Here is a 26,238-nt window from a genome sequence, read left to right as displayed (position 1 = left end):
TTATGCAAAGCATTAATATAACACCTTTTGTATAGAATTAGTGTAATACTTTGCATACCTATCATTCTATAGTATATAATAATTGAGCATAAGTATAACACTATTAGATTTGAGGCGGTGAGTCCAATCGAACTCAATAAACGTCAGGAAAACATTTTACAAATTGTGAAAGAAAACGGCCCTATTACTGGGGAACATATTGCAGAACGTCTCAATCTGACTAGAGCGACTTTAAGACCAGATTTAGCGATCCTTACGATGGCGGGATTTTTAGATGCAAGACCACGAGTTGGTTATTTCTATTCAGGGAAAAAGGCATCCGTTACATTGATGGATAGTATTCACAATTTAAAAGTAAAGGATTTTCATTCAGGCCCTGTAGTTGTCCCAGAAACAATGACGGTTTATGATGCAATTTGCTTTATGTTTTCAGAAGATGTTGGTACACTCTTTGTCGTAGATAAGAATGAGTTTTTGACAGGCGTACTATCTCGCAAAGATTTACTGCGTACAAGTATTGGCACGCAGGATTTAAATAAAATTCCTGTACATATAATTATGACACGTATGCCTAATATTTCGTACTGTGAAAGATCAGATTCTTTGGTTGTTGCCGCGAACAAGCTCATTGAACGAGAAGTTGATTCGCTACCAGTAGTTGAACCACAAGAGGGTGGTTTGACGATTATAGGCCGTCTTACAAAAACAACGATTACACGAGCTTTCTTATCTCTTGCGCAAAATGACTAAATTTGAAGGAGAGCTGCATGAAAAGACTACGCGTATTTGTTGTATCTGACTCTGTTGGTGAAACTGGCGACCAAGTTGCAAAAGCAGTAATTAGCCAGTTTCGACCCGGTCTAGAGAATACTGTTATCCGACGATTTCCACATATTCAATCGGAGGAGCTTATTCGTAAGATTGTTTTCCTTGCAGCACAACAACAAGCATTTATTGTTTACACACTTGTTCGTCAAGAAATGCGAAAGCTATTACGTGATTTATGTGAACAGGAAAAGATACATGCAGTCGATATAATAGGTCCTGCATTACAATCAATGGCAACCTTTATGGAAGAAAATCCATTGGAGACACCTGGAATTGTTCATATGCTTGACGATGATTATTTTAAAAAAATTGAAGCCATTGAATTTGCAGTAAAATATGATGATGGTCGTGATCCCCGTGGATTATTACAAGCTGATATCGTGTTGGTAGGCGTATCCCGAACATCTAAAACGCCCCTTTCACAATATTTAGCACATAAAAAGTATAAGGTGGCGAATGTTCCTTTAGTTCCTGAAGTAGAACCACCTGAAGAGCTATTACAGTTGGACCCTAAAAAATGTTTTGGGTTAATCATCTCTCCTGAGAAGTTAAATTCTATAAGGAAAGAAAGATTAATGTCTCTCGGATTAAATGATGATGCCATCTATGCGCAACATAATCGTATTTTAGAAGAGATTCAACATTTTGAAAAGATTGTCGGCAAAATAGGCTGTCGAGTAATAGATGTGACTAATAAAGCTGTGGAAGAGACAGCAAATACTATCATAGAACATATTTTGACTTGCAAATAAATTGTACGAAAATAAACCACCTCGGTGATAGAGGCGGTTTTTTTGAGTGGATTTTGAAATTAGTATAGATAAAAACTAATTTTTGTTTTATAATAATAAAATTGTGGTAAAAATATTTATAAGAGAAAAATCCTAATTTTTTGTCGAGAAATAAAGGAATTTTAAAACGAATAGCGAATTGTGTTTCTAGAACGTAATTATTAAAGATGGTGATGATGGATTTGGCAGGGAAGATTCCAGAGGAAGTAATTGAACAGATTCGTACACAATCGGATATCGTTGATGTTATTAGTGAATACATGCAGCTGACCAAGCGTGGGCGAAATTGGTTTGGCCTCTGTCCATTCCATGGAGAACAAACACCGTCTTTCTCTGTATCAACGGACAAGCAAATATTCCATTGCTTTGGATGTGGCGCAGGGGGAAATGCCATTACTTTTGTAATGGACATTGAAGGCATATCTTTTCCTGATGCAGTTGTGAAACTTGGAGAACGAGCTGGCATACATTTAGATGTTGAGCCAAGTTTTCCCGGGGGAACAAAAAAGATTTCTAAAGCGGAAGAAAGGATGAAAGAAGCACACGCTTTTACAGCAGATTTTTTCCACCATCTACTGTTAAATACAGAGGATGGCGAAGAACCTTTAAATTATTTGCTAGAAAGAGGATTTACAAGGGAGCTTATAGAATCTAATAACATCGGTTGGTCTCTCCCAAGCTTTGACGCCCTAACCATATTGCTTGAAAGAAAAGGTTATAACTTACAAGAAATGGCGGAAAGTGGGCTAATTATTAAGCGAGAGGGAGAAGAACGTTATTTTGATCGTTTTAGAGGAAGGATCATGTTCCCGATTCGAGATGAGAATGGTAAAATTATTGCCTTCTCAGGACGAATACTTTCATCAACGGGTGAGGAAGCGAAATATTTAAATAGTCCAGAATCACCAATATTTCAGAAAAGTGAAGTGCTCTATAACCTAGATAAAGCACGAACTTCTATCAGAAAAAATCGTCAAGTAGTATTGATGGAAGGTTTTATGGATGTGTTAGCAGCTAACTCTGTAGGTGTTATGAATGCCGTAGCAACAATGGGTACCTCGCTAACAAATCAGCATATCACAAAGCTTAAGCGCTTAGTTGAGCAAATTACGATTTGCTATGATGGTGATAATGCTGGATTTGATGCAGCGAAAAGAGCGGCGCAGCTTTTGCATACGGAGCGCATGAAAGTTGATATTGCTGTTTTACCAGAAAAATTGGACCCTGATGAATATATTCGCACGTTAGGCGGACAAGCATTTAAGGAACAAATTTTGGAAAACCCTCATGCGTATATTGCTTTTATGATGATGCATGCTAGACGAAATAAGAACTTTCAATTTGAAAATGATACGCTTCAATATATACAAGAAGTCCTTGAACAGCTCATAGGTAGATCGTCGCCAGTTGAACGAGATTTGTATATACGACAGCTATCAAATGAAACAAATATTTCGGAAGAAGCCATTTATGCCCAATTCCGAAAGCTGGAGGCGAATCAGGTACGTTCTGCAAAACCAGAAATGCCGACACAAACGCCTTCAATGCCAGTCACGCAACAACAAAAGCCTATGGATGCTGCTGAACGTGCCGAACGTTTATTACTGGCTCATATGCTTCATAATATAGATGTAGTGGACAGGGTATTACGGAGTGAGCAAAAAGAGCCATTTGTTCGAGATGCTTATATGGCTGTTTTTGTTCGCTTAGTAGGATTTTATGAGGAATATGGTCATCCTGATTATCAACGCTTTATGGAGATTTTGGATGACGCTGAATTACGGAAAATTGTTATGGAAGCGGCTTTAGTCGAGCGAGATCCTGATCAAGCAGAGGCAGAGGTTGTGGACTCAATCCGTCAGCTTCAAAAATATAGAATTGAGCAAGAAATTTATCAAAAGATGCATGAGTCAAAGGAAGCGGAGAAGATGCATGAGTATGCACGTGCACTTGAAATCGCCCAACAGATTATTCATTTAAGAAAATCGTTATCGGCGATTTAACCCGATTCGGTTGTTTAGAAGGAGGAAGGTTTATGGCGGACAAGTCAGAACGTTCAAAAGAGATAGAAGTAGAAATTACATTAGATGATGCAAAAAAATTCCTACAAGAAAAAGCAAAAACAGAGGGTGAAATTTCTATGAAAGAAATTTCAGAGAAACTAACACCTTATGAATTGGAAAATGAAGAAATTTTCCATTTTGCTGAGGATCTTGAAAAGCATAAAGACATTCAAATCATTGGAAAAGAAGAATTTGAAGAAGAAAGTCTAATGAAAGAAGAAGCGAACGAAGAGACTTTCGACTTAAATGATTTGAGTGTACCACCAGGTGTTAAAATCAATGACCCTGTGCGTATGTATTTAAAGGAAATCGGTCGAGTTGATTTACTATCTGCAGAGCAAGAAATCGCACTTGCTGAGCGTATTGAGCAAGGTGATGAAGAAGCACGTAAACGTCTTGCAGAAGCAAACTTACGTCTGGTAGTATCTATCGCTAAACGTTATGTAGGTCGTGGAATGCTATTCCTTGATTTAATTCAAGAGGGGAATATGGGTCTTATTAAGGCCGTTGAGAAATTTGATTACCGTAAAGGGTTTAAATTCTCTACGTACGCTACATGGTGGATTCGTCAGGCTATTACGCGTGCCATTGCAGACCAAGCACGTACAATTCGTATTCCGGTTCATATGGTCGAAACCATTAATAAATTAATACGTGTACAACGTCAACTTTTACAAGATCTTGGCCGAGAACCTTCTCCAGAAGAAATTGGCGAAGAAATGGATTTAACGCCAGAAAAAGTACGCGAAATTTTAAAAATTGCACAAGAACCAGTATCTCTTGAAACACCGATAGGAGAAGAAGATGATTCCCATTTAGGAGACTTTATCGAGGATTCTGAAGCACAATCTCCATCTGACCATGCAGCTTATGAATTGTTAAAAGAACAGCTAGAAGATGTCCTTGATACATTAACAGACCGTGAAGAAAACGTACTTCGTTTACGTTTTGGTTTAGATGATGGTCGTACAAGAACTTTAGAAGAGGTAGGTAAGGTTTTTGGCGTAACACGTGAACGTATTCGTCAAATTGAAGCGAAGGCTCTAAGAAAATTACGCCACCCTTCTCGTAGTAAACGTCTAAAAGACTTCTTAGAATAATTTAAATAGATGGAGCTATCCTACTAGTGTGAAAATACCTAGTTGGATCGCTCCTTTTTTATACCATTGAAAAGGTAAATAGCCCCGTTATTCCCCAATCTTGTTTCCGCTAATAATAGATAATTAGAATGAAGGGAATGAGAGATTTGCGACTTTATACAGATGTATTTCCGAAGGCTGTGAGATAAAATTGTAATGCAACCATTATTAAGCAATGTTTGGAGTTAACATGATGACGAATCCCCGGAAAAAAATTATTCTAAATGAAATTTTGTTTTGGAAGCAAAATAAGCTATTACCAGAGCACTATTGTGACTTTTTAGCAGCTCTTTATACAGAGGGGGCTGATATAGAGGAGTTAGAACCGGTTCAAGATCCTAAACAAGCAATCTTGCCATCTGAAAAAAGAAAGATGCTTCTTTTGGTAGCAAGTCTATGTATCGCTATAATAGCTGTTTTGGCTATCTATTTTACAATAAAAGCATTAACACTGATTTTAACCGTTGTCGTAGGTATAGGTGCATGCATATTATTTATCGCTGCGTTCCAAATGGCGCAAAAAAAACATCTATTAGCTCCTATATTTCATTTACTTGCCGCCATCCTATTATTTAGTATATCTATCCGTGTGTGCACTACATATTTTAGTGGAGATAATATCGTTTTATTTTGCTTGATTGCAGCCAATTGTCTTATTTGGCTTTGGTCAGGTATTAAAATGAAGCTACTCTATTTCACAGTCTCCGGTGTTTTAGGATTACTAGCACTGATTGGCTATTATATCATAAACTTATTGTAATTTTTTGACCCTTATAAATGATCTGCACACTTTATATCATGTGTGCGGATTTTTTATTTTTTTGGTATATGAATGTATGCAAAGGGTATGATAACAGTATGAAAAAAAGTTGTGAAATTGCCCAAAATTTGGTTTGGCAAGACATATTTTATCCAATAGATACAGAAATGTCGAATTTGTTACAAACAAAGGACAACTTAGCGAATAGGGCTTTTCGTTTCTTTGTTAATGAAGTACAATATTAGATGTTGACTGATTCTATATTATAATAGAAGTAGACTTAAAATGAGGAGGGGAAACTTATGAAAAACAATCCAGTCGTTCCTTACATCTTAATTCTGGCATTTGGTATTGGTCTTATTTTCTTCATGTCTTTACAAGGTGCAGATAACAAGAAAGAAATTGCTGCTGAACATGAGGGCGGTGGCGAAACTACTGAAACTACAGACGCAAATGATGATGGTGCAGCTCTAGTACAATCTTGTATTGGTTGTCACGGTGGTGATTTAACTGGTAGTATGGGTCCAAACCTACATGGCTTAGATGAAGCCCATATCGTTGAAGTTTTAACAAAGGGTATCGAAGGTACTCCAATGCAACCAAACATGAAAACTGAAGCAGAAGCAAAAGCTATTGCTGAATACATTTCTACTTTAGAATAGTATGACTGACAAGTAGCTGTACTGAAATAGTACAGCTACTTTTTAAATGTAAAGAATCATGAAATGGGGTTGTCCACATGAATACTGTGAGACAACTCCATTTGTTTTTTTTCACGACATCATCCATACTAGTAATGGACTCTATTTAAGGTAGGCGGTATAAAATGAACGCACAAAAACTTTCGAAACGATTAGAAATGGTAGCAAAATTTGTTCCCACAGGAGCGGTAGTAGCGGATATAGGTAGTGACCATGCCTATCTGCCTTGCTATTTAATTCATCAAGGAGTAGCTTCTTCAGCGATAGCAGGAGAAGTAGTAGCAGGCCCTTATGAATCAGCAGTGGGACAAGTACAAAAAGAAGGATTAAACAAAGAAATTACGGTACGTCTAGCAGATGGCTTAGCAGCAATAGAATTGAATGACCATGTCGATACAGTAACGATTGCTGGAATGGGCGGTCCCTTAATTGTCTCTATTTTAGAGAAGCATCCTGAAAAGCTGCAAGGAGTCACACGTCTCATATTACAACCGAATATTCATGCCAAGGTAATCCGTGAGTGGGCTTTAGCACATAATTGGGCTATTCTCGATGAAGAAATTTTAGAGGAAGATGATAAAATCTATGAAATTCTTGTGTTGCAAAGAGCACAAATGGAGCTTTCGCCAACAGAGATTTTATTTGGTCCTAAATTAAGTACCCGTAAAGCACCGGCATTTATAAAAAAATGGACGCGGGAAAAAGAAAATTGGCAACGTGTGTTACAATCCATAAAAGATGCAGAACAAACACCTGAAATTGAAGAAAAACGTGCAGAGTTATTGGCTCTTATTCAATTAGTAGAAGGAGTTTTGTAAAATGAAGTCGGTAAATGGTCAAGAAATTATTCAAGTATTTGAATCATGGTCGCCTAAAAAACTAGCTTGCATGGAGAATGATCCAATCGGTTTAGCGATTGGTACACTCAATAAACCTGTTAGCAAAGTATTAGTCACTTTAGATGTCAATGAAGCTGTTGCGAATGAGGCCATTGAAAAAGGATGTGAGCTGATCATTGCACATCATCCTCCAATTTTTAGACGTCTAGCGAATATTCGTACAGACGATCCAGCAGGGCGCTTATATGAAAAGCTCATTAAACATGATATCGCTGTTTATGCGGCGCATACAAATTTAGATGTAGCTGAAGGTGGAGTTAATGATTTATTAGCAGATGCGCTTCAACTACAGGACCGTACAATACTAGAAGAAACGTACTCCGAACATCTTTTAAAGCTTGCTGTTTTTATCCCGTCTGCAAATGCTGAGGATTTACGCGAGACGCTAGCAAAGGCTGGAGCAGGGCGCATTGGAGAATATGAAGCATGTAGTTATACAACTGCTGGTGAAGGACGTTTCCGTGCGTTAGCAGGTGCCAAGCCATTTGTTGGGTCAGTTGGTGAATTACATGTTGAAGAGGAAGTAAAGGTAGAAGTCGTATTTCCTGAATCAATGAAAAACCGTGTTTTAAAGGCAATGCTTACTAGTCATCCGTATGAAGAGCCAGCCTATGATGTCATTCGTCTTGAACAGCAAACGAATAAAATGGGATTAGGGCGTGTAGGTCACTTAGCTAAGGAAATGACCTTGCAACAATTCGCAGAGTTCGTGAAGCAGCAGTTACAGGTTCCAGCGGTTCGTGTCGTAGGTGATTTACAGTCGAAGATTAAGAAGGTTGCGCTTGTTGGTGGAGATGGTAATAAGTATATTTATGCAGCGAAACGTGCAGGAGCAGATGTTTTTTTAACGGGTGATATGTACTTCCATACAGCACAGGATGCTCAAGCGATGGATCTGCAAATTGTAGATCCTGGTCATCATGTAGAAAAAGTGATGATTGCAGGAGTAGCGGAGAAAATGACAAAGCTATGTGCGGATAAAAAATATGTGGTTGAATTTGTACAATCGACCATCCATACAGAACCATTTTTATTTGTTTAAGCGAGGGGAATAGATGTGGCTAATGAAAGACCTGCTGGTAATAAGGCTGGTAAACTGTGGATTATAATCGGTTTATTCATCGCTGTTTTTGGTATAGGGATGACGGTTATGACGAATATGATGAATGAAAAGAAAATTGATGCCATGACCGTACAATGTGAAGACGATGGGGGTCAAGCTATTATATCAAAGGAAAAAAACTTCCTTTCCACGAGTTATTCATTTGAATGTAAACAATAATATAAGGATGAACATTACTAGGTAGTGTTCATCCTTTTTGTATGCCAAGAATAGAGGGATAATGATAAAATGAGCATGAAATCAATTAGCAGAAATGGAGAGATATATCTTGTTTATTCGTTTAACTAAAGATCAGCAAGAAATGATAGTGGCTGATATTCAGCGATTTTTCTACACGCATCGTGATGAAGACATTAGTGAATTTGAAGCAGAGCGTGTGTTAGATTTTATCAAGGAAAATATCGCCCCCTATATTTATAACGCAGCAGTATCTGACGCAAAATATGTAGTGGAAAGACAATTTACCTCCATGGAAGAAGAATTAGACGCACTGGAGCAGCCCATTAAATTAATGTAAGCTAGTTAAAAAAGCTACAAATTTAAATAATTGACAGAAAATAAAAAAATATGGTAATTTAATCTTGAATTAAAGATTGTTTAATTCAAAATATTCATAGCGACTACATAGAGGCCATGAATAAAGCTGTATGTATCTGACCAAAATGGTTACGAGTGTTGTTCGCGTACATGGAATGACGATGATTTCACAAAATGAATGGGAAAACGAGGAGGGTCATATGTTAAAAATCGGTATTATTTTAGGAAGTACGCGAGAAGGTCGTGTTAGTCCACAAGTGGGAGCGTGGGTAAAGGAAGTCGCAGAAAAACGCCGTGATGCGGAGTATGAAATAATTGATATCGCTGATTTTAAATTACCGTTTCTTGGAGAGCCAGGGGGAGATACTTCTGGAGTAGCGACATGGTCCGAGAAAGTAGCTGCATGTGACGGCTTTGTCTTTATTGTAGCAGAGTATAACCATTCAATTACAGGTGCACTAAAAAATGCATTAGACTTTTTACGAGTAGAATGGAACAATAAAGCTGCGGGTATCGTTTCCTATGGTTCAGTTGGAGGAGCACGTGCTGCGGAGCATTTACGAGGGATTCTTGGAGAATTACTAGTTGCCGATGTTCGAGTTCATCCAGCTTTATCATTATTTACTGATTTTGAAAACGGCTCAGTCTTTAAGCCAAAAGAGGTGCAGGCAGATTCAGTTCATCAAATGTTAGATCAGCTTATTCCTTGGTCAACAGCTTTGAAAACAATTCGATCATAATATTATGACACTAGGCATATTAAAGTGCTTATTTTCTTCTTAAAAGCAAATATATAGACAGCCGCTTTCAGCTATATTCACAGCATGGAAGCGGTTGTTTTTGTTGGAATCACTCCCATTAATGTTCGATTTCTTCAATAACCTTTTCTTTTAAATCAGCATCCATAGAGGATAGTTTGACCGTATTTGAGAGTCGTTCCTTTAATTCCTTATCTGTTAAAATGCCACGCTCTTTTAGAATTTGTACGAGTAGATTCAAGGTCATAATATTTTTAATTTCTGCTGCTTTTGCATCCATTTAAAACCCTCCAAAAATATAGAATTACTACCCCTTAAGTGTACTCCTTTTTAAAAATCATGACACAAAAAGGACAAAACATAGCAAATTTATTTCGTGTTCCGGAATATGTGAGGGAAATTAAGCAATGTCAGAAATGGTCTATTTCATAGTAATTATAAAACAGTGATAGAAAACGGTGAATATTGTATTTGCAGAGCTCATACCTTCCTAACAGGGGGGATTTCATTGTGAAACGGATAGGAGTCGTTACAGGATTAATGCTGGTCATTATCGCGATCATCATCCTGTTTAATAAATATGTAGATGGTAAGCCTTTAGAAGCCAATATCGAGAAAGGACCAATAATTACGAAAGAAGAGTTGAGTTTATCACTATTAAAAGATAAGCTCCTTGAAAAATACGTCGGTATAGATGTTAAAACAACTGCGGAAAAGGAATTGGTCATCCAAATTGTAGGGGGAGAAGAGTATGTTCAGTCGGTTAAAACAGATATGGAAGCTATTGCAAAAAGCGCTATAAAAACTTCTGCCTTAAAGGATTACCCGATTTTCTTTGAAAGATGGGAATTTACGTCATTGCTGGATGGAAATAAAGCGATGGGGAATGATATTAATCTATTAATTGAAGATTTAATTAAAGGGCTACAATCATTTGATGTATACGAATATTTAATACTAGAAAATCGAACAACCATTACGATTCAAACAACTATAAAAGGTGACAATGCGGAGGCACTTCAACTAGCGACTAAGATGGAAGGTGCAGTAAAAAAAATTGTCCAAACAAATGTGAGTCAAAGCGATTCCTATGTCATTCATATATTAAATGGGGAGCGAGAAAAAATTAATTGAAAAGGCATCGAGACTTTAAATCTAGATGCCTTCTTTTTTTGCTATGTAAGTTCTTAATGTGAAACTAAATTCATGACTCATTTACTTACTCAAGGCAAATAAAGCTTGATAGAGTGTTGCGAGGAGTGCCACAAAGTGCATGTCGTCAGCTTGGAAAAGTTTAAACATTAGCCCCGTCCGTATGAGCTCGGTCTCTATTGGGCTTGCACTGGCAATTTTCTCATCATTACAATATAAATAGACGGTAGCAGTAAAATCCTTTTCAAAACGGAATGCCAAATTGTCCATAGTAAAGGTGTACGAGGATTCTAATAATTGAACTGTTTTTCGGACAATTGGTATGGTGCTACCATCAGGCATAACAAGCTGATGACTGACCCCTTTTGTTAACAGAGTAGATTGTACTTGAAAAAGGGGGGCACCTAAAGTTGTTCGTGTTTCATAACGATAGGGTAAAGTTTGCTGTGCCGCAACTAATAATACGGCATTTAAAACTTTACCAGTAGAAGAACGCTCTACTTTCTGAAGCACACACACTGTTTCGTTGTTTTCATTTATAATAGGAATATCAGAAAAGCTTTTAAAGGCCTTTGGATAGTGAAGTGTAAATGTTGCCATAAAGAAACCTCCATTCATTATGTATACGAGTATGTCATTCCAGAGGTTTCACAAAATTACAGGAGGATAAAGTTTTGAGCTATTGTTTTCGACCCATTACACAAGAACAAGCTGAGGATATAGCTTATAACTGGCATTATGAGGGTGACTATTCTTTCTATGATATGGAGGCTGACCAGGAGGATTTACAAGCATTTCTCAATCCGTATACAAGAGGAAATATTTTTGCAGTCTTAAAAAAACAAGAACTAGCTGCTTATTTTAGTATTATGACGGTTGCTGACCAAACGATGGAGATTGGCTTAGGCATGAAACCTAGTCTTACAGGAAAAGGCCTAGGCTATGATTTTTTAAAAAATGCTATTGATTTTGTCTTGGCAAACTATCCATGCGAAATGATTACCTTATCGGTTGCCACATTTAATCTACGTGCAATCAAGCTATATCGCAAGGTAGGATTTAAAGACGCTCATACTTATATGCAAGCAACAAATGGTGGTGTCTATGAATTTCTAAAAATGGACTATATAAAAGGCTACTAAGGAGAGACAAGTATCTCGCTTTTAGTAGCCTTTTTAACTATTTAAGGTTGTGCGATTTGACCTGAGAGAGCACGTTTTTCCTGCTCTGTATCAAATTCCTTCTCCATTTTTGAAACAACTACCGTCGCCACACCATTACCAATAAGATTTGTAACAGCTCGAGCTTCGGACATAAAGCGGTCAACCCCGATTAGTAATGCAATTCCTTCTACGGGAATCATCGGAAATGCTGCTAATGTGGCAGCAAGTGTAATAAACCCAGAGCCTGTGACACCCGCAGCCCCCTTAGATGTAAGCATTAGAATGGCTAGTAATGTGATTTGATGCCAAATATCTAAATCAACACCGTAAGCTTGGGCAATAAATATAGCTGCCATCGATAAGTATATGGATGTTCCATCTAAGTTAAAGGAATAACCTGTTGGTATAACTAGCCCCACAACTTGCTTAGAACAGCCGTAGTTTTCTAATTTACGCATCATGGAAGGCAATGCTGATTCAGATGAAGATGTACCAATAACGATGAAAATTTCATCTTTAATGTATTTAATAAATTTAAAAATACTAAAACCGAAGTAATGTGAAATGAATCCGATGATGACAACGATAAAAATAAACATTGTAATATAGACGGAGAGCATTAAAAATCCTAAGTTGCCTAGAGATTTAAGTCCAAAGTTGCCGATTGTATAACTCATGGCACCAAATGCGCCAATAGGAGAAATTTTCATTACCATATTAACGATTTTAAAGAAGATATCCGCAACTTGTTCAAAAAATTTAATAACTGGCTTAGCTGGTTCCCCAATCGCCGCCGCTGCTAATCCAAATAATACAGCTGAGAATAAGACAGGTAGTAATTCACCATTTGCGAGAGCACCCACAACATTATCAGGGATAATTTGCATAATAAATGCACCCAAACCGTGTTCTGCCGCCGCTGCATTTGTATATTGAGAGACATCTGCTCCGTTCGCGGCTTCTGTATTAAAGCCTTTACCTGGTTGTACAATATTGACAACGATAAGACCTATCGCCAAGGCAAATGTTGAAACAATTTCAAAATAGATTAAAGCTTTTCCACCGATTTTCCCAACCTTTTTGACATCACCCATACTACCAATACCAATTACAACCGTTAAGAAGATAATGGGTGCTATTAACATTTTAATTAGTTTAATAAATATATCCGCTAATATTTTTAGCTTTGCTCCGAACTCTGGGAACGTTGCACCTACTATAATCCCTAGTACAATAGCAATCAATACTTGTACTGTTAAGTTTTTAAAATTTATACGCATATATAGTTCTCCCCCTACAACATCTATGAAGATTGTGTGAACGTTTTCATGTCGTTATCATAGCTGAAATTTTCCGACAATAGTTTTTATGACCGTAATGTTTCTATTGTTCATTTTGTTCATTTTTCAATGAAAGGGTTGGTAAATGCAGTAATAGCAATGGTTTCAGGCTGTTTTATAGTAGTTTTGAATTTTGGTAATCTATTATAATACAAAAGAAAAGATCCTTACGATATGTAAGGATCTATCATTAATGACCAAAAGTATTATGGTGCAACAATTTTTTGAATCTCAGTTAGAATCTCATCATTTTGTGTTTGGGTTTTATAAAAATCATAGACAGGGGAGAGCTGCTCCTTAAAGCGCTGTCTTTCCTTAAGACTCATTGTAGTAACATCAAAATCATCTTGCTGTTTAAGCTTTAACATATCTTGTTCATTCATACGGGCAGCCTGTTCAAACTGCCAATCTGTTGTTTCCTTCATAGCCTCCGCCAATTGATGTTGAATTTTCGCTGGTAAGGAATCCCAAAAGCTTTCATTCATTAATACCGCATAGCCTAAAATACCATGCTGTGTGATGGTCATATGTTTTTGAACTTTGTAGAAACCTTTTGAGTAAATATTAGAGGCTGTATTTTCCTGTGCATCAATGGCGTGTTTCTCTAGATCTGTATAAACCTCACTAAATGAAATCGGAATTGGCGTTGCTTTCAAAACTTCAAATTGTTTTTCCAATGTTTTACTAGGCATTGTGCGAATGCGTAAACCCTGTAAATCTTCAAATGTATGAATAGGGTGATCAACAGAGGTTAGATGCTTAAAGCCGTTGTACCAAAAGCCCAGTCCTTTAATATGAATAGGTTCTAGCTCGTTTAATAATTGATCACCGATCGTTCCTGTCAGAACTTCTTGTACCTCTTTATTTGTATTAAACAGGAAGGGTAAATCAAGAACTTGCCAATTCGGCACATATGTTGTCATCTTAGAAAAGGTCGGGATAATCATTTCGACTTCTCCCTTTTGCAAAGCCTGAAACTCATTTTCATCATTAAATAAAGAGGAATTGGAGTATACATGCACTTTGACTTTGCCTTTCGTCTTTTCTTCTACTAATTCAGCAAATTTATTGGCAGCCTGTCCTTTTGGTGTATTTTCAGCTACTACATGACTTAGATGGATGGTAATTTGTGTGTCTAACCCCTTTTGCTCATCATCGTATGGAAGCGGCTTTGCGAAAAGCAAACCTTGCTGAACACTAATGGTGATCACTAAAAAGAAGACAGTTACAATCGTTCCAATAATAAATTTTTTCATTGAATACACCCAATTTATTCGTATTTTCTATTGTTTTTGTTATTCTAACATATGGAGTAAGCTAAAATATAGTAGGGGGGAGGCGATTATCTTGAAATTTCAGAAGTTATCGATGCAAAGAAAAATTATGTCGCTGACTTTTTTTATACTCATGCTTTCCTTTAGTATTGGTGGTACTTTTTTGTTGGGGTATGTGATGAATGAACAAAAGAGCAAGCTTAGTGACCAAGCATTACTAGTAGCCAAAACAGTCGCGCAGCTTCCTGAAATCAAAACCTATATTGCCCACGAAAACATTGAAATGGCCATACAACATATTAACCCTGTAGTGGAAGAAATCCGAGATATAAATGGTGCTCAATATATAGTGGTTTTGGATATGAAAAGACAGAAGTATTCTCACCCCAATAAAGCGGAACTGGGTAGCATTTCGCAATCTGCCGATTTAAATGCTGCTTTTTCCGAACATTACTATACGTCAATCGCGCATGGGGAGCATGGCAACATGGTTCGAGCGTTTGTACCAATCATGAACAATCAAGGACAACAAATAGGTGTTACGGTCGTTGGATATAGTGTTTTGACGGTGGCGGAATTACTGCAATCGATGCAAACGGAGCTGATCATTACTTTACTATTATCTTTAATCTTTAGCGTATGGGGTGCGCGAACATTAGGGCTTCATATGAAAAAGCAAATGTTTGGATTAGAGCCCCATGAAATTGCCAAAATGTATGTAGAACGAACGGAAACCTTTAATGCGATGCATGAGGGGATTATTGCGATCGATAATGATTTGACCATTACCATTTTTAATGAGAAGGCCTGCGAAATACTTGGGGTTGACGAAAAACCACCTAATTTGATTGGTCAGAAAATTTTTCACGTCTTACCGGATACAAGACTACCTGAAATTTTGGAACTTGATCAGCCTCTATTTAACCGAGAGTTGTATATAAATGATCATAGTATAATGAGTAATCGCATTCCCATACAGGTTAATGGAGAAACTGTTGGAGCAGTGGCCATGTTTAAAGATCGTACAGAAGTGAAAAAGCTTGCTGAAGAACTGACAGGGGTACGAGCATTTGTCCAGGCGCTTCGTGTTCAAACACATGAGCATAAAAATAAACTGCATACGATAGCTGGACTTTTACAACTTGGACATCATGATCAGGCTTTATCCTACTTAACGCAAGTAAAGAAAGAACACGATGAAATTACTAACTTTTTAAATGAACGTATTAAAAATGAAAATATATCAGGGCTATTACTTAGTAAAATTTCCTATGCTAAAGAACAAGGAATCCGACTGGAAATTGACCGTGAAAGTCGCTTAACATCTTTTCCACCAAATTTAGATCATCATGATTTCGTCATTCTATTTGGGAATTTAATAGAAAATGCTTTTGATGCATTAAGGGATACACAGGAGGAGGAAAAGGTTATTCATGTTTCTGTCGATGAAGACGAGGATGTCTTAGCCATTCTTGTCACGGATAACGGTGTTGGCATGACAGATGAGATCAAGAGCCATATTTTTGACAATGGCTATTCTACAAAAGAGAAAAAATACAGAGGAATAGGACTATTTTTAATAAAAGAGATTGTTGAAAAAGGACAAGGTGATATTGAAGTCATCAGTGAACCAAATAAAGGGACTAGTTTTTTACTAACATTTTACTATGCATAAGCATTAATTTTGGAATGGAGGGCTGATAATGGTACAAATCAAAGTATTATTAATTGAGGATGATCCAATGGTGCGTGAGGTGAATCGTCAATTTATTGAAAAGGTAGATCACTTTCAGGTGATTGGACAAGCATCTAATGGTTTAGATGGAGTGACGCAAATTCGTCAACATCAGCCTGACTTAGTATTTATGGATATTTTTATGCCGGAGCAAGATGGCATCACTAGTTTACATAAAATTCGCGAGCTGGACTTACCAGTAGATGTTATCACTGTCACGGCAGCGAATGATATGGACACGGTGAAACAAGTATTGCATCTAGGTGTTTTTGATTATATTATGAAGCCTTTTTCGTTTGAACGTGTCAAAGGGACACTTGAAAATTATTTACGCTTTAAAAAACAAACGCAAACGGAACGCGAGCTGACACAAGGTGAATTGGATCAGCTATTCCATTATCGTGATGGACAAAGCCCTTTGGAACAGTCTGCCTTATTACAAACAGAAAAAAACCTTCCGAAAGGCTTTAACCGTACAACGCTGGAAAAAGTGGTGCACTTTTTGCAATCGGTAGATGGTGCATCGGCAGAAGAAGTTGCAAGTGGCGTTGGTATTGCTCGTGTGACAGCTAGAAGATATTTAGATTATTTAGAGAAACAAGAGAAAATTACGATGGATGTCCATTATGGTGGAATTGGTCGTCCGATAAACTATTATTTTAGTAAATAAAGAAAAAAATCCTGTTTGTCATCATGACAAGCAGGATTTTTTTTTAGTAATCAATGGGGCATAATTTTATCGACAGGTGTAGGTGTTTTAATCTTCGGTAGAATTTTATCTAATGTTACTGTACGTTTGATAACGTGTGTGGATGGATCATTTTCATCAAATTGATCCAAGAAGGCAATGACCTCTTTGACAATAGGTGTTGGTGTTGAAGCACCTGCTGTCACAGCAACTTTATCAATACCTTTTAACCAATCTATTTTAAGCTCTGAAACATCCGCGATACGATAGGAAGGAGTCCCAGCGATCTCAACAGAAACTTGCGTTAAACGATTTGAGTTATTCGATTTAGGGTCACCTACTACAATCAATAGTTCCGCTTCTCCTGCCTGCTTAGCAACAGCTTCTTGACGGACTTGAGTAGCTAAACAAATCTCTTTGTGTACCTCAATATGAGGGAATTTTTCTTTTAAACTATCCATTAAATGGGCGACATCCCATTGGCTCATTGTCGTTTGATTTGTGACAAGCAATTTATCGTTCGTTAAGTTTAACGCATCAATATCATTGGAAGATTGAACTAAATGGACATGATCAGGTGCAACGCCAATGGCACCCTCAGGTTCCGGATGTCCTTTTTTCCCAATATAAATAATATCATAGCCTTCTGCAGATTTTTCACGAATTAAATCGTGAGTAACAGTTACATCAGGACATGTAGCATCAATGGACACTAGGCCTTTACGCTTCGCAATTTCACGAATTTCAGGTGAGACACCATGTGCTGTGAAAATCACAGTACCAGATTCAACTTGTTCGATAATTTCTAAGCGATTATCGCCGTCTAAAGTGATGATACCATCTTCTTCGAACGCGTCTGTGACATGTTTATTATGGACAATCATTCCTAGAATGTAGATAGGTCTTGGTAATGTTTTATCAAGTGCGGCGTTTCGTGCGATGACCATCGCATCAACAACACCGTAGCAATAGCCACGTGGATTAATTTTTAATACTTGCATGGTTGTGACTCCTTTCAAGCTTTACCTATCTACATTATAACGGACAGGGGCGGCGAATACAAAGAAACGTTCATTTACATTGGTGGCTGGAAAATACGTGGTTTAGATGGAATTGGTTCAGGAGGCGAAAATGATGCGGATGTACTTTGCCTTGCCGATCGCTTAGTTCCTGTAGCAGCCTTGCTTTCACTGCCTGCACGATCAGCGCCAGCCGCTCCGCCTCCCGTCGAAGGTAGTCCTTGGAATCCTTTATATAATTTTAATAAGGACGGTATATTTTTAACCATTGGCATCGCCTGTTGAATATAAGGGGTATAAGTTTTAGCGGAATTAAATAAACTATTTGCTTGTTGTAAGAATGAACCGATTTTAGATGCTTCTTGCACAGGTGGCATCGGCATTTGTCCTCCAAAGGAACCTATTCCATTTGCCATTGGAAAGCCGCCTGGAATTCGTGGTTGAGCAGGGAAGCCTCCAGGCGGGAAAAAGGACTGCGGTGACATCTGTGGTGGTGTTGGCATGGGCATTCTCATGCCACCGGGATACATAGGGTATGGATAAGGTGGTCGAAATACCATAATGATCTCCTTTCTACTTGTTTTTCATTGATGACATACCTGATTATAGCTATGATATGCAGAGGCTAATGGGAGGGTGCGATAATTTATAAGGCGAATTCATCAATGAAAGAGCAGAAGTGCAACTATGCCTTCTGCTACGATCCTCTTATCTTATTCATCTTCATGATAGCGAAGCATACGATAACCGACCCGCACATGTGTCTGTATCAGTTTAGGCTGTGCTGGATCAGCTTCTATTTTTTTTCGAAGTGTCGCCATAAACACCCGTAAACTTGGAATATCTGATTGTAGAGCATTGTGCCAGATTTCCTTTAAAATAAAATTATGCGTTAGAACTTTCCCAACATGCTTGGATAAAACAACTAAAAGTTTATATTCAATAGGCGTGACATGTATTTCTTTGCCATTTACTAATACTGTTTGATCTACATAATTAATTTGAAGATAACCATTGGTAAAAGTTGAATTTTCCTGTTCTGGTGGATGTTCATAGGCTGCTCTCCTTAAAGCAACACGAATTCTTGCTAATAATTCTTCCACACTGAATGGCTTCGTGACATAATCATCTGCACCTGCATCCAGGGCGTTAATCTTATCATATTCTTCCCCGCGGGCACTGACGACAATAATGGGCGTTTGAGTCCAGCTTCTAATTTTTGTAATAAGCTCTACACCATCTATGTCCGGTAGTCCTAAATCCAAAATATAAACATCTGGTTTCATGGTAATAGCCTTTTGAAGTGCACGATTCCCATCTTGGGCAATGTCGAATTCATACTGCTGGGTAGCTAATGTCATTTTTATTAAATTAGCAATGGCCACATCATCTTCTACTACTAGAATTCGTTTATTCATCAAATTTTTTACTCCTTTTTCAGTGAAAAGTTAAAAATTGTTCCTTGAGGTTTATTATCTGCAACAGTGATGTGACTACCATGTAATTTTAAAATTGTTTGACACAGGGCTAAGCCTAAACCGAGCCCACGTCTACTATCACTGCGTTGTACCTTGCCAGTCGTAAACGGCTCAAACAAGCTACTCTTTAAGGAATCATCAATTCCTGGTCCATTATCTGAAATACTGAAATTTACTAAACCATCACATTCCTTCACCAAAATAGTAATGTCACTACCTGGGGGTGTGTAGGTCAATGCATTATCGATGATATTGATGAAAACCTGTATGATCAATCTAGCATCCATTAGGCTTAATAAAAATTCTGGTTCTATTTGATAGGATATTGTATGCGAGCTATTTTGGTGAACAACATGGGAAAGAGCCTCTTGAATAATATCTTCTACTAATTCTAATTGCATTTCTAAAGCAAATTGTCCATCCTCTAGCTTAGAAACCGCTAGTAGGTTTTCAACCATTTGTACAAGCCATTTCGAATTATTATAAATATCCTCATACAATTTATTTTTTTCACTATCGGGTATTAGAGGTGCGTTGTTTAGTAAGATATCCGCATTTCCAGAAATAGCAGTGAGCGGTGTTCGAAGGTCATGAGACACTGCCCGTAAAAGGTTAGCTCGCATCTGTTCCATTTCAGCTTCTCGCGCAACTTCTTCGTGGAGCTTCTGTAAATACCATTTATCCATTGCGAATGAAAAATCATTAATGATGGCATGCAAAATATTGCGTTCAAATGCAGGAAGTGGCAATAGTTTAGACAGTGCAATACCTATAACCCCTTTCACATTTCCATTAGAAATAACGGGTATATAGTAAGCATTCACTTCAGGAAATATATCTGTGGATACACCAGCTACATGCTTATTATTCGTCACCCAGCTCACAACGCCATGCTCATTTGGGTTATTAAAAAGCGTAGCTATTTTTTGATTTTCAATTGTAGAAATTTTCTCCGTACGAAAAAAAGTAGATTTCCCAATTACCTGATTGTCTATTTCAAAAAATTGCACTGGTTTTTCTACTAATTTGACAATTTGAGTCATGCCTTCCGTAATAATTTCCTCAATAGACTTTGCGTGTTGCAGTCTACGATTTGTTTCAAGTAGTACTTCCATTCGATAAGATTTTCGTATAGCTATAATCGTTTGCGCCTTGATCTTTTTCGTTAAGCTACTAGTAATTACGCCAGAGAGAAACATGATAAAAAAAGTCATAGGATAGTCACGATGATACGCATCAAATGAAAACCGTGGCTCTGTAAAAAAATAATTAAAAAGTAAAACAGCAACGATGGAACTAATAATGCTCATTATCCATCCTGATGACCAAATAGCAAGAATGAGAACACCTAGAATATAAATGGTTATGATATTAGGCTCGCTAATATCAATTGAATACAAATATAGGCCGACTATGGATATTACGCTAAATACGATAAACATTTTAAATAGATCCAGCCATTCAAATGCTAGTTTATTTTTGATATTAGGAAAGTAGAATTGTTCATTTTCTTGATCGGGCACTATGTGTATAGATAAATTCGGCACATATTCGTTCAGGCGATCACTAATTTTCGTGTTTGGCTGCCACCATTTTTTTCTCATACTTGATCGACCGATGACAAGTTTAGTAACACCACTAATTTGAGCATAGTTGGCAAGGGCGGCAGCTACGTCATCTTCTTGAACAATGACAACATGGCCGCCAAGCTGTTCTACTAGTTTGATATGTTGTTGTAGGCGTTCAGAATCAGCATGATTTCTTTCATGCGCCTGCATGTTTTGAACATAAAGAGCTGTAAATTTGCCATGCAATGCTTGAGCAAGTCTTGCAGTAGTCCGAATCACCTTTGCATTTGTAGGAGAACTACTGATACCTACGAGTAAGTGTTCTTCGATTTGTACATAGTTTCTGACAGATTCATTACTGTTTAATTGTTGATAGTTGATGGTATCGGCTGTTCGCCGTAATGCGATTTCACGTAGCGATACTAAATTTTGCTTACGGAAAAATGAATGCAAAGCTTTCTCTGCCTGTTGTTTACCATATACCTTCCCATTTTGCAGACGTTGAATTAATTCGTCTGGTTCAATGTCGACAACCTTTATTTGCGCGGCTTGATCGATTATATAATCAGGGATACGCTCCCGCACTTTAATCTCAGTGATTTCTTCCACTAAATCATGAAGACTTTCAATATGTTGAATATTTACAGTTGTAAAAACATGAATCCCTTTAGCAAGTAGTTCTTCTACATCTCCAAAACGTTTCTTATGCCGCATGGTTGGCACATTAGAATGGGCCAATTCATCGATCAGAACAATTTCTGGTTGGCGCTGCAACACGGCATCTATATCTAATTCCTGAAATGTTTTTCCCTTATAGGTTATTTTCTTTGTAGGAATTTGCTCAAGTCCTTCTAGTAATGCTAACGTTTCTGGACGAGGATGCGGTTCCACATAGCCAACCACTACATCTTTACCAAGTTTTTGTGCCTGATGTGCCGCATCTAACATGGCATAAGTTTTACCTACCCCTGCAGCATAGCCGAGAAAGATTTTTAATTTCCCTATAGATTGTTCCTCCTGTTGAAGCCTCGCAAGTAACATCTCTGGAGTGGGACGTATATTTTCCATCCTCTTTCACCTCATTTGTATTATAGCGTTAACTTCCATTAAGAAAGTGTAAAGATTTTGCTTCTTTATCCTTTCTTAATAGAAAAAAGGATTTCCTAACACTACATTAATTTCAAAGTCAGTATGATGAGAGCATCCTTAAGGAGAAGGGGTGTTACGATTGATGGATTTTTTTATGATGGGTTTACTGATCATAAGCTTTGCATGTGTTTTGGCGTTAACAGTATGGTGCTACAAACTAGTAGAAAAGTAACGAGGAGGAAGTCAATTTGTGGATTTTTATTGGAGTAGTACTAGTATTTCTTTTTGGTTATTTAGGGCATGCATTACTGTACCCAGAAAATTATTAAAGGCAGGGAGGACACACTATGTGGCAAATAGCCATCGTATTGATGATTTATTTACCGCTCGTTATCTTAACGGGACATTATTTATATCGGGTTACATTACAACAAAAAACATGGCTTGATCCTCTATTAGATAAAGTAGACGCAGCAATTTATAAAGTTTGCGGCATTAAACGAGCTAATATGACGGGCAAAGAATATGTACTTTCATTAATTATTTCAAATGCCATGATGGTGTTTGTGGGATATATCATACTACGCATTCAAGCATTACTATTTTTAAATCCAAATAATATCAACAATATGGAAGCTACCCTTTCGTTTAACACGATTATTTCATTTATAACGAATACAAATCTTCAGCATTATAGTGGTGAATCTGGACTCAGCTATTTATCACAGATGCTAGTCATTACTTTTATGATGTTTACATCAGCAGCTACTGGCTATGCAGCTTGTATGGCTTTCTGTCGTAGGTTAGTGGCTAAAACAGATACAATAGGGAATTTTTTTGTCGATTTTGTTCGTGTTATTACTCGTATTTTAATGCCTTTTTCCATTGTTGTGGCTCTTATTTTAGTTTCTCAAGGATCACCACAAACCTTAAATGGCAATCAAACCGTACAAACAATTGAGGGCAAATTACAAGATATTGCACTTGGACCGATTGCTTCTCTTGAATCTATTAAACATGTAGGGACAAATGGTGGCGGTTTTAACGGAGCGAATTCAACAACACCTTTTGAAAATCCAACCGTTCTTTCCAATATAGTAGAGATGTTATCTATGATGCTATTGCCAGGGGCATGTGTTGTCGCGTTTAGTCTGATGGTTGTCTCTAGAAAAAAGAACACTATTTTTGGCAAACAAGGGCTGGCTATTTTTACAGCGATGAGTATATTGTTCCTCGTAGGATTAGTGACTGTGTACATAGCAGAGAAGGCTGGTAATCCATTCATTAGTGAACTCGGCATTACACAGGAGCTTGGAAGTATGGAAGGAAAAGAAATGCGCTTTGGGGTAGCACAATCAGCATTATTTACGACTGTTACGACTGCATTTACTACTGGGTCCGTTAACAATATGCATGATACATTAACGCCACTTGGTGGCCTCGTACCTATGTTTAATATGATGCTCAATGTTGTGTTCGGAGGTAAAGGCGTTGGGCTGATGAACATGATGATGTATGTTTTGCTGACCATTTTCATTGCCTGTTTAATGATTGGTCGATCTCCACAGTTTTTAGGTAAAAAAATTGAAGAAAAAGAAATGAAATTAATTGCTCTTTGTATTCTAATTCATCCTGCTATTATTTTGCTATTTTCAGCGCTTGCGGTTGCAACACCATCTGGGGTAGCTGGAATAACGAATCCTGGGGCACATGGATTATCACAAGTTCTCTATGAATTCGCCTCTGCCTCAGCTAACAATGGCTCTGGCTTCGAAGGGTTAGCGGATAATTCAACTTTTTGGAATGTAACAACAGGACTGGCTATGTTCTTTGGTCGTTATGTAACCATCATCATGCAATTAGCTATTGCCTCTTTACTTGCTAATAAAGTAAGGCATAACGATTCACTAGGAACATTAAAAACAGATACGACTACCTTTACTTTTTTACTCGTTGCTATCGTGTTGATGATTGGTGCGCTGACATTTTTACCAGCTTTAGCACTTGGTCCGATTACAGAGCATTTACAACTTTATTCTTAATGAGGAGAGACACATATGGAAACAGCAAGAAATAGTTTGATGACTGGTGACATACTAAAAAGAGCGTTAATAGATGCTTTTAAGAAATTCAGCCCCATATATATGCTGAAAAATCCTGTTATGTTTGTCGTAGAGGTAGGATTTTTGTTTGTGTTACTATTAGTTCTTTTTCCAAATATGTTTGGTAACGATGGTGGAGAACATGCACGATTATATAATGGGATTGTAGCGATTATACTCTTTGTTACGATTCTATTTGCAAATTTTGCAGAGTCGATTGCAGAAGGAAGAGGGAAAGCACAGGTTCAAACTTTAAAAAAAACAAAGACAGTGACACAGGCACGTGTTTTGCTTAATGATGGCTCTGAAATTTTTAAACTGGCACATGAATTAAAAAAAGGCGACATCGTGTTAGTTCAAGCGGGAGAGATCATTCCTAATGATGGTGAAGTTATTGACGGAATTGCTACTGTAGATGAATCCGCAATTACAGGTGAATCTGCTCCTGTAGTGAAGGAACGTGGGGGAGATTTTTCGTCAGTTACCGGAGGGACGACGGTTACAAGTGATTGGCTGATAATTGAAATTACGTCCATGCCAGGTGAATCATTTCTAGATAAAATGATAACGCTTATTGAAGGAGCTAGCCGAAAGAAAACACCAAATGAAATAGCGCTCAATACGCTTCTCGTAAGTTTAACGATTATCTTTCTATTAGTTGTAGTGTCACTCTATCCAATGACAATATATTTACATGTGCCGATTTCTATCGCAACATTAATTGCCCTGACAGTTTGTTTAATACCAACGACGATTGGTGGTTTATTGTCAGCGATCGGTATTGCAGGAATGGATAGAGTAACGCAATTTAATGTTATAGCGATGTCTGGTAGAGCGGTAGAGGCATGTGGAGATGTGGATACATTAATCTTAGATAAAACTGGAACGATCACGTATGGAAATCGCATGGCGGCTGAGTTTTTACCAGTAAAAGGGGTGGAAAGTAAGGATTTAATTCGAGCTGCATGGCTTAGTTCTCTAACCGATGATACACCAGAGGGGAAGTCTATTTTATCATTGGCCTGCGAATTAGGGGTAAATACGGACGGTGAAGAAACAATTATTAAGTCAAGTGAGCATATTCCATTTACCGCACAGACACGAATGAGTGGTTTAGATTCAGTGGATGGCACTAAAGTTCGAAAGGGAGCTTCTGATACGATAAAAAAAGAATGTATGAAAGCAGGACATAGTATTCCTAGCAATTTGGATCAATTGGTTCAACAAGTGTCTTCTGTTGGAGGGACACCACTGTTAGTAGCGTTAAACGATAAAATTTTAGGGGTCATTTATTTAAAGGATGTCGTCAAGGCTGGATTGAAGGAACGCTTTGATCAACTTCGTGCAATGGGCATTAAAACGATTATGTGTACGGGTGATAATCCACTTACTGCAGCAGCAATCGCAAAGGAAGCGGGAGTAGATAGCTTTATTGCAGAAAGTAAGCCAGAAGATAAAATTCAAGTGATTAAAGACGAGCAGGCACAAGGTAAAGTTGTAGCGATGACTGGTGATGGTACGAATGATGCGCCAGCACTGGCACAGGCGAATGTAGGGCTTGCCATGAATTCAGGTACAAATGCAGCAAAGGAAGCTGCGAATATGGTTGATTTAGATTCAAATCCAACTAAAATTATTGAAGTTGTCGAAATTGGCAAGCAGTTGCTAATGACTCGCGGTGCTTTAACTACATTTAGTATTGCAAACGATATAGCAAAATATTTTGCTATTATTCCAGCTATGCTAATGGTTGCTGTACCTGAGATGAAAGCATTAAATATTATGAATCTCAATTCACCTACTAGTGCCATTATTTCTGCCTTAATTTTTAATGCGGTCATTATTCCATTGCTTATTCCAATCGCCATGAGAGGCGTTAAGTATAAGCCAATGAGTGCCGCAAAATTATTAAATAAAAACTTACTTGTGTATGGTGTCGGTGGAATAATAGCCCCGTTTATTGGCATTAAAATCATTGATCTACTAGTAGGACCATTATTTCGTATAGTTGGATTATAGGGAGGAAGCTAT

Annotated in this window: 25 protein-coding genes; 17 read left to right on the top strand and 8 right to left on the bottom strand. The window is 37.6% G+C overall.

Annotation, left to right across the window (positions count from 1 at the left end):
- Positions 1-117 precede the first annotated feature (117 nt).
- The 11 genes from MKX57_RS15895 (at position 118) to MKX57_RS15845 (ending at position 9,581) form a co-directional block, all read left to right on the top strand.
- The gene (locus MKX57_RS15895) at positions 118-750 is read left to right on the top strand and encodes a helix-turn-helix transcriptional regulator (RefSeq protein WP_008178461.1); all 633 of its coding nucleotides are present in this window, start codon (positions 118-120) and stop codon (positions 748-750) included.
- Between the two features lie 17 nt (positions 751-767).
- Entirely contained in the window at positions 768-1,580 is an 813-nt protein-coding gene (locus MKX57_RS15890; protein WP_008178459.1) for a pyruvate, water dikinase regulatory protein, read from the top strand.
- Between the two features lie 215 nt (positions 1,581-1,795).
- Positions 1,796-3,622, top strand: a complete 1,827-nt coding sequence (dnaG, locus tag MKX57_RS15885; RefSeq protein WP_233301486.1) for a DNA primase — start codon at positions 1,796-1,798, stop codon at positions 3,620-3,622.
- Between the two features lie 32 nt (positions 3,623-3,654).
- On the top strand, positions 3,655-4,782 hold the full coding sequence (gene rpoD, locus MKX57_RS15880) for an RNA polymerase sigma factor RpoD (RefSeq protein WP_004227165.1): 1,128 nt from the start codon (positions 3,655-3,657) through the stop codon (positions 4,780-4,782).
- A 229-nt stretch (positions 4,783-5,011) separates the two neighbouring features.
- Positions 5,012-5,581: a hypothetical protein gene (locus MKX57_RS15875; protein ID WP_239354965.1), complete on the top strand. Its 570-nt coding sequence runs from the start codon at positions 5,012-5,014 to the stop codon at positions 5,579-5,581.
- A gap of 302 nt (positions 5,582-5,883) precedes the next feature.
- On the top strand, positions 5,884-6,243 hold the full coding sequence (cccA, locus tag MKX57_RS15870) for a cytochrome c550 (protein ID WP_008178451.1): 360 nt from the start codon (positions 5,884-5,886) through the stop codon (positions 6,241-6,243).
- A 164-nt stretch (positions 6,244-6,407) separates the two neighbouring features.
- The gene (locus MKX57_RS15865; protein WP_008178449.1) at positions 6,408-7,100 is read left to right on the top strand and encodes a tRNA (adenine(22)-N(1))-methyltransferase TrmK; all 693 of its coding nucleotides are present in this window, start codon (positions 6,408-6,410) and stop codon (positions 7,098-7,100) included.
- Between the two features lies 1 nt (position 7,101).
- Complete coding sequence (locus tag MKX57_RS15860) at positions 7,102-8,223, top strand: Nif3-like dinuclear metal center hexameric protein (protein ID WP_008178447.1); 1,122 nt, start codon at positions 7,102-7,104, stop codon at positions 8,221-8,223.
- 15 nt (positions 8,224-8,238) lie between these two features.
- Positions 8,239-8,463 (top strand): hypothetical protein, encoded by a 225-nt coding sequence (locus MKX57_RS15855; RefSeq protein WP_008178444.1) that lies wholly within the window; start codon positions 8,239-8,241, stop codon positions 8,461-8,463.
- Positions 8,464-8,572: 109 nt separating this feature from the next.
- A complete protein-coding gene (locus MKX57_RS15850) occupies positions 8,573-8,821 on the top strand; it encodes a DUF2164 domain-containing protein (RefSeq protein ID WP_342550408.1) in 249 nt (82 codons plus the stop codon).
- A gap of 220 nt (positions 8,822-9,041) precedes the next feature.
- On the top strand, positions 9,042-9,581 hold the full coding sequence (locus MKX57_RS15845) for an NADPH-dependent FMN reductase (protein WP_085961723.1): 540 nt from the start codon (positions 9,042-9,044) through the stop codon (positions 9,579-9,581).
- Positions 9,582-9,699: 118 nt separating this feature from the next.
- Here the strand turns inward: MKX57_RS15845 and MKX57_RS15840 are convergent, their stop codons facing one another.
- The gene (locus tag MKX57_RS15840; protein ID WP_008178439.1) at positions 9,700-9,879 is read right to left on the bottom strand and encodes a hypothetical protein; all 180 of its coding nucleotides are present in this window, start codon (positions 9,877-9,879) and stop codon (positions 9,700-9,702) included.
- 230 nt (positions 9,880-10,109) lie between these two features.
- On the opposite strand from MKX57_RS15840, the gene MKX57_RS15835 reads away from it, so the two are divergent.
- Complete coding sequence (locus tag MKX57_RS15835; protein WP_258954722.1) at positions 10,110-10,733, top strand: hypothetical protein; 624 nt, start codon at positions 10,110-10,112, stop codon at positions 10,731-10,733.
- An 81-nt stretch (positions 10,734-10,814) separates the two neighbouring features.
- On the opposite strand, the gene MKX57_RS15830 is transcribed toward MKX57_RS15835, so the two are convergent.
- On the bottom strand, positions 10,815-11,351 hold the full coding sequence (locus tag MKX57_RS15830; RefSeq protein ID WP_090002537.1) for a hypothetical protein: 537 nt from the start codon (positions 11,349-11,351) through the stop codon (positions 10,815-10,817).
- 74 nt (positions 11,352-11,425) lie between these two features.
- Between MKX57_RS15830 and MKX57_RS15825 the strand changes: the two genes are divergently transcribed.
- Positions 11,426-11,893, top strand: a complete 468-nt coding sequence (locus tag MKX57_RS15825; protein WP_008178433.1) for a GNAT family protein — start codon at positions 11,426-11,428, stop codon at positions 11,891-11,893.
- Positions 11,894-11,934: 41 nt separating this feature from the next.
- On the opposite strand, the gene MKX57_RS15820 is transcribed toward MKX57_RS15825, so the two are convergent.
- On the bottom strand, positions 11,935-13,194 hold the full coding sequence (locus MKX57_RS15820; RefSeq protein WP_008178431.1) for a dicarboxylate/amino acid:cation symporter: 1,260 nt from the start codon (positions 13,192-13,194) through the stop codon (positions 11,935-11,937).
- A 266-nt stretch (positions 13,195-13,460) separates the two neighbouring features.
- Positions 13,461-14,510, bottom strand: coding sequence for a TRAP transporter substrate-binding protein (locus MKX57_RS15815; RefSeq protein ID WP_089986140.1), 1,050 nt, complete (start codon positions 14,508-14,510; stop codon positions 13,461-13,463).
- A 151-nt stretch (positions 14,511-14,661) separates the two neighbouring features.
- On the opposite strand from MKX57_RS15815, the gene MKX57_RS15810 reads away from it, so the two are divergent.
- Together MKX57_RS15810 and MKX57_RS15805 are read left to right on the top strand one after the other, a co-directional pair.
- Positions 14,662-16,203 carry a sensor histidine kinase gene (locus tag MKX57_RS15810; protein WP_170844117.1) on the top strand — a complete coding sequence of 514 codons (1,542 nt, stop codon included), beginning with the start codon at positions 14,662-14,664 and terminating at the stop codon, positions 16,201-16,203.
- A gap of 28 nt (positions 16,204-16,231) precedes the next feature.
- On the top strand, positions 16,232-16,933 hold the full coding sequence (locus MKX57_RS15805) for a response regulator (RefSeq protein ID WP_008178426.1): 702 nt from the start codon (positions 16,232-16,234) through the stop codon (positions 16,931-16,933).
- Positions 16,934-16,983: 50 nt separating this feature from the next.
- Here MKX57_RS15805 and MKX57_RS15800 read toward each other — a convergent pair whose 3' ends face one another.
- From MKX57_RS15800 to MKX57_RS15785, 4 genes are all read right to left on the bottom strand, one after another.
- The gene (locus MKX57_RS15800; protein ID WP_008178424.1) at positions 16,984-17,952 is read right to left on the bottom strand and encodes a 4-hydroxy-3-methylbut-2-enyl diphosphate reductase; all 969 of its coding nucleotides are present in this window, start codon (positions 17,950-17,952) and stop codon (positions 16,984-16,986) included.
- Between the two features lie 74 nt (positions 17,953-18,026).
- The gene (vrrA, locus tag MKX57_RS15795) at positions 18,027-18,530 is read right to left on the bottom strand and encodes a VrrA/YqfQ family protein (RefSeq protein WP_089986138.1); all 504 of its coding nucleotides are present in this window, start codon (positions 18,528-18,530) and stop codon (positions 18,027-18,029) included.
- Between the two features lie 153 nt (positions 18,531-18,683).
- On the bottom strand, positions 18,684-19,388 hold the full coding sequence (locus MKX57_RS15790) for a response regulator transcription factor (RefSeq protein ID WP_008178419.1): 705 nt from the start codon (positions 19,386-19,388) through the stop codon (positions 18,684-18,686).
- Positions 19,389-19,396: 8 nt separating this feature from the next.
- The gene (locus MKX57_RS15785) at positions 19,397-22,084 is read right to left on the bottom strand and encodes a sensor histidine kinase KdpD (protein WP_089986137.1); all 2,688 of its coding nucleotides are present in this window, start codon (positions 22,082-22,084) and stop codon (positions 19,397-19,399) included.
- A gap of 368 nt (positions 22,085-22,452) precedes the next feature.
- On the opposite strand from MKX57_RS15785, the gene kdpA reads away from it, so the two are divergent.
- Together kdpA and kdpB are read left to right on the top strand one after the other, a co-directional pair.
- Positions 22,453-24,147, top strand: a complete 1,695-nt coding sequence (gene kdpA / locus MKX57_RS15780; protein ID WP_008178415.1) for a potassium-transporting ATPase subunit KdpA — start codon at positions 22,453-22,455, stop codon at positions 24,145-24,147.
- Positions 24,148-24,162: 15 nt separating this feature from the next.
- Positions 24,163-26,226: a potassium-transporting ATPase subunit KdpB gene (gene kdpB / locus MKX57_RS15775; protein WP_342530013.1), complete on the top strand. Its 2,064-nt coding sequence runs from the start codon at positions 24,163-24,165 to the stop codon at positions 26,224-26,226.
- The last annotated feature ends 12 nt before the right edge of the window (positions 26,227-26,238 follow it).

Origin of the sequence: Lysinibacillus sp. FSL M8-0216 (assembly GCF_038595555.1) — a bacterium.
Classification (GTDB): Bacteria; Bacillota; Bacilli; order Bacillales_A; family Planococcaceae; genus Lysinibacillus; species Lysinibacillus fusiformis.
The sequence above is the reverse complement of the archived record's forward strand: the minus strand, read 5'-3'. Positions and strand labels throughout refer to the sequence as shown.

Excerpts from the sequence above, each read along its gene's own strand:
- MKX57_RS15830 (WP_090002537.1), bottom strand. The coding sequence starts at position 11,351 with ATGGCAACATTTACACTTCACTATCCAAAGGCCTTTAAAAGCTTTTCT.
- kdpB (WP_342530013.1), top strand. The coding sequence starts at position 24,163 with ATGGAAACAGCAAGAAATAGTTTGATGACTGGTGACATACTAAAAAGA.
- MKX57_RS15890 (WP_008178459.1), top strand. The coding sequence starts at position 768 with ATGAAAAGACTACGCGTATTTGTTGTATCTGACTCTGTTGGTGAAACT.
- MKX57_RS15810 (WP_170844117.1), top strand. The coding sequence starts at position 14,662 with ATGCTTTCCTTTAGTATTGGTGGTACTTTTTTGTTGGGGTATGTGATG.
- MKX57_RS15790 (WP_008178419.1), bottom strand. The coding sequence starts at position 19,388 with ATGAATAAACGAATTCTAGTAGTAGAAGATGATGTGGCCATTGCTAAT.
- vrrA (WP_089986138.1), bottom strand. The coding sequence starts at position 18,530 with ATGGTATTTCGACCACCTTATCCATACCCTATGTATCCCGGTGGCATG.
- MKX57_RS15800 (WP_008178424.1), bottom strand. The coding sequence starts at position 17,952 with ATGCAAGTATTAAAAATTAATCCACGTGGCTATTGCTACGGTGTTGTT.
- MKX57_RS15805 (WP_008178426.1), top strand. The coding sequence starts at position 16,232 with ATGGTACAAATCAAAGTATTATTAATTGAGGATGATCCAATGGTGCGT.
- MKX57_RS15815 (WP_089986140.1), bottom strand. The coding sequence starts at position 14,510 with ATGAAAAAATTTATTATTGGAACGATTGTAACTGTCTTCTTTTTAGTG.
- rpoD (WP_004227165.1), top strand. The coding sequence starts at position 3,655 with ATGGCGGACAAGTCAGAACGTTCAAAAGAGATAGAAGTAGAAATTACA.
- MKX57_RS15845 (WP_085961723.1), top strand. The coding sequence starts at position 9,042 with ATGTTAAAAATCGGTATTATTTTAGGAAGTACGCGAGAAGGTCGTGTT.
- kdpA (WP_008178415.1), top strand. The coding sequence starts at position 22,453 with ATGTGGCAAATAGCCATCGTATTGATGATTTATTTACCGCTCGTTATC.
- MKX57_RS15865 (WP_008178449.1), top strand. The coding sequence starts at position 6,408 with ATGAACGCACAAAAACTTTCGAAACGATTAGAAATGGTAGCAAAATTT.
- dnaG (WP_233301486.1), top strand. The coding sequence starts at position 1,796 with ATGGATTTGGCAGGGAAGATTCCAGAGGAAGTAATTGAACAGATTCGT.
- cccA (WP_008178451.1), top strand. The coding sequence starts at position 5,884 with ATGAAAAACAATCCAGTCGTTCCTTACATCTTAATTCTGGCATTTGGT.
- MKX57_RS15820 (WP_008178431.1), bottom strand. The coding sequence starts at position 13,194 with ATGCGTATAAATTTTAAAAACTTAACAGTACAAGTATTGATTGCTATT.
- MKX57_RS15860 (WP_008178447.1), top strand. The coding sequence starts at position 7,102 with ATGAAGTCGGTAAATGGTCAAGAAATTATTCAAGTATTTGAATCATGG.
- MKX57_RS15840 (WP_008178439.1), bottom strand. The coding sequence starts at position 9,879 with ATGGATGCAAAAGCAGCAGAAATTAAAAATATTATGACCTTGAATCTA.
- MKX57_RS15785 (WP_089986137.1), bottom strand. The coding sequence starts at position 22,084 with ATGGAAAATATACGTCCCACTCCAGAGATGTTACTTGCGAGGCTTCAA.
- MKX57_RS15875 (WP_239354965.1), top strand. The coding sequence starts at position 5,012 with ATGATGACGAATCCCCGGAAAAAAATTATTCTAAATGAAATTTTGTTT.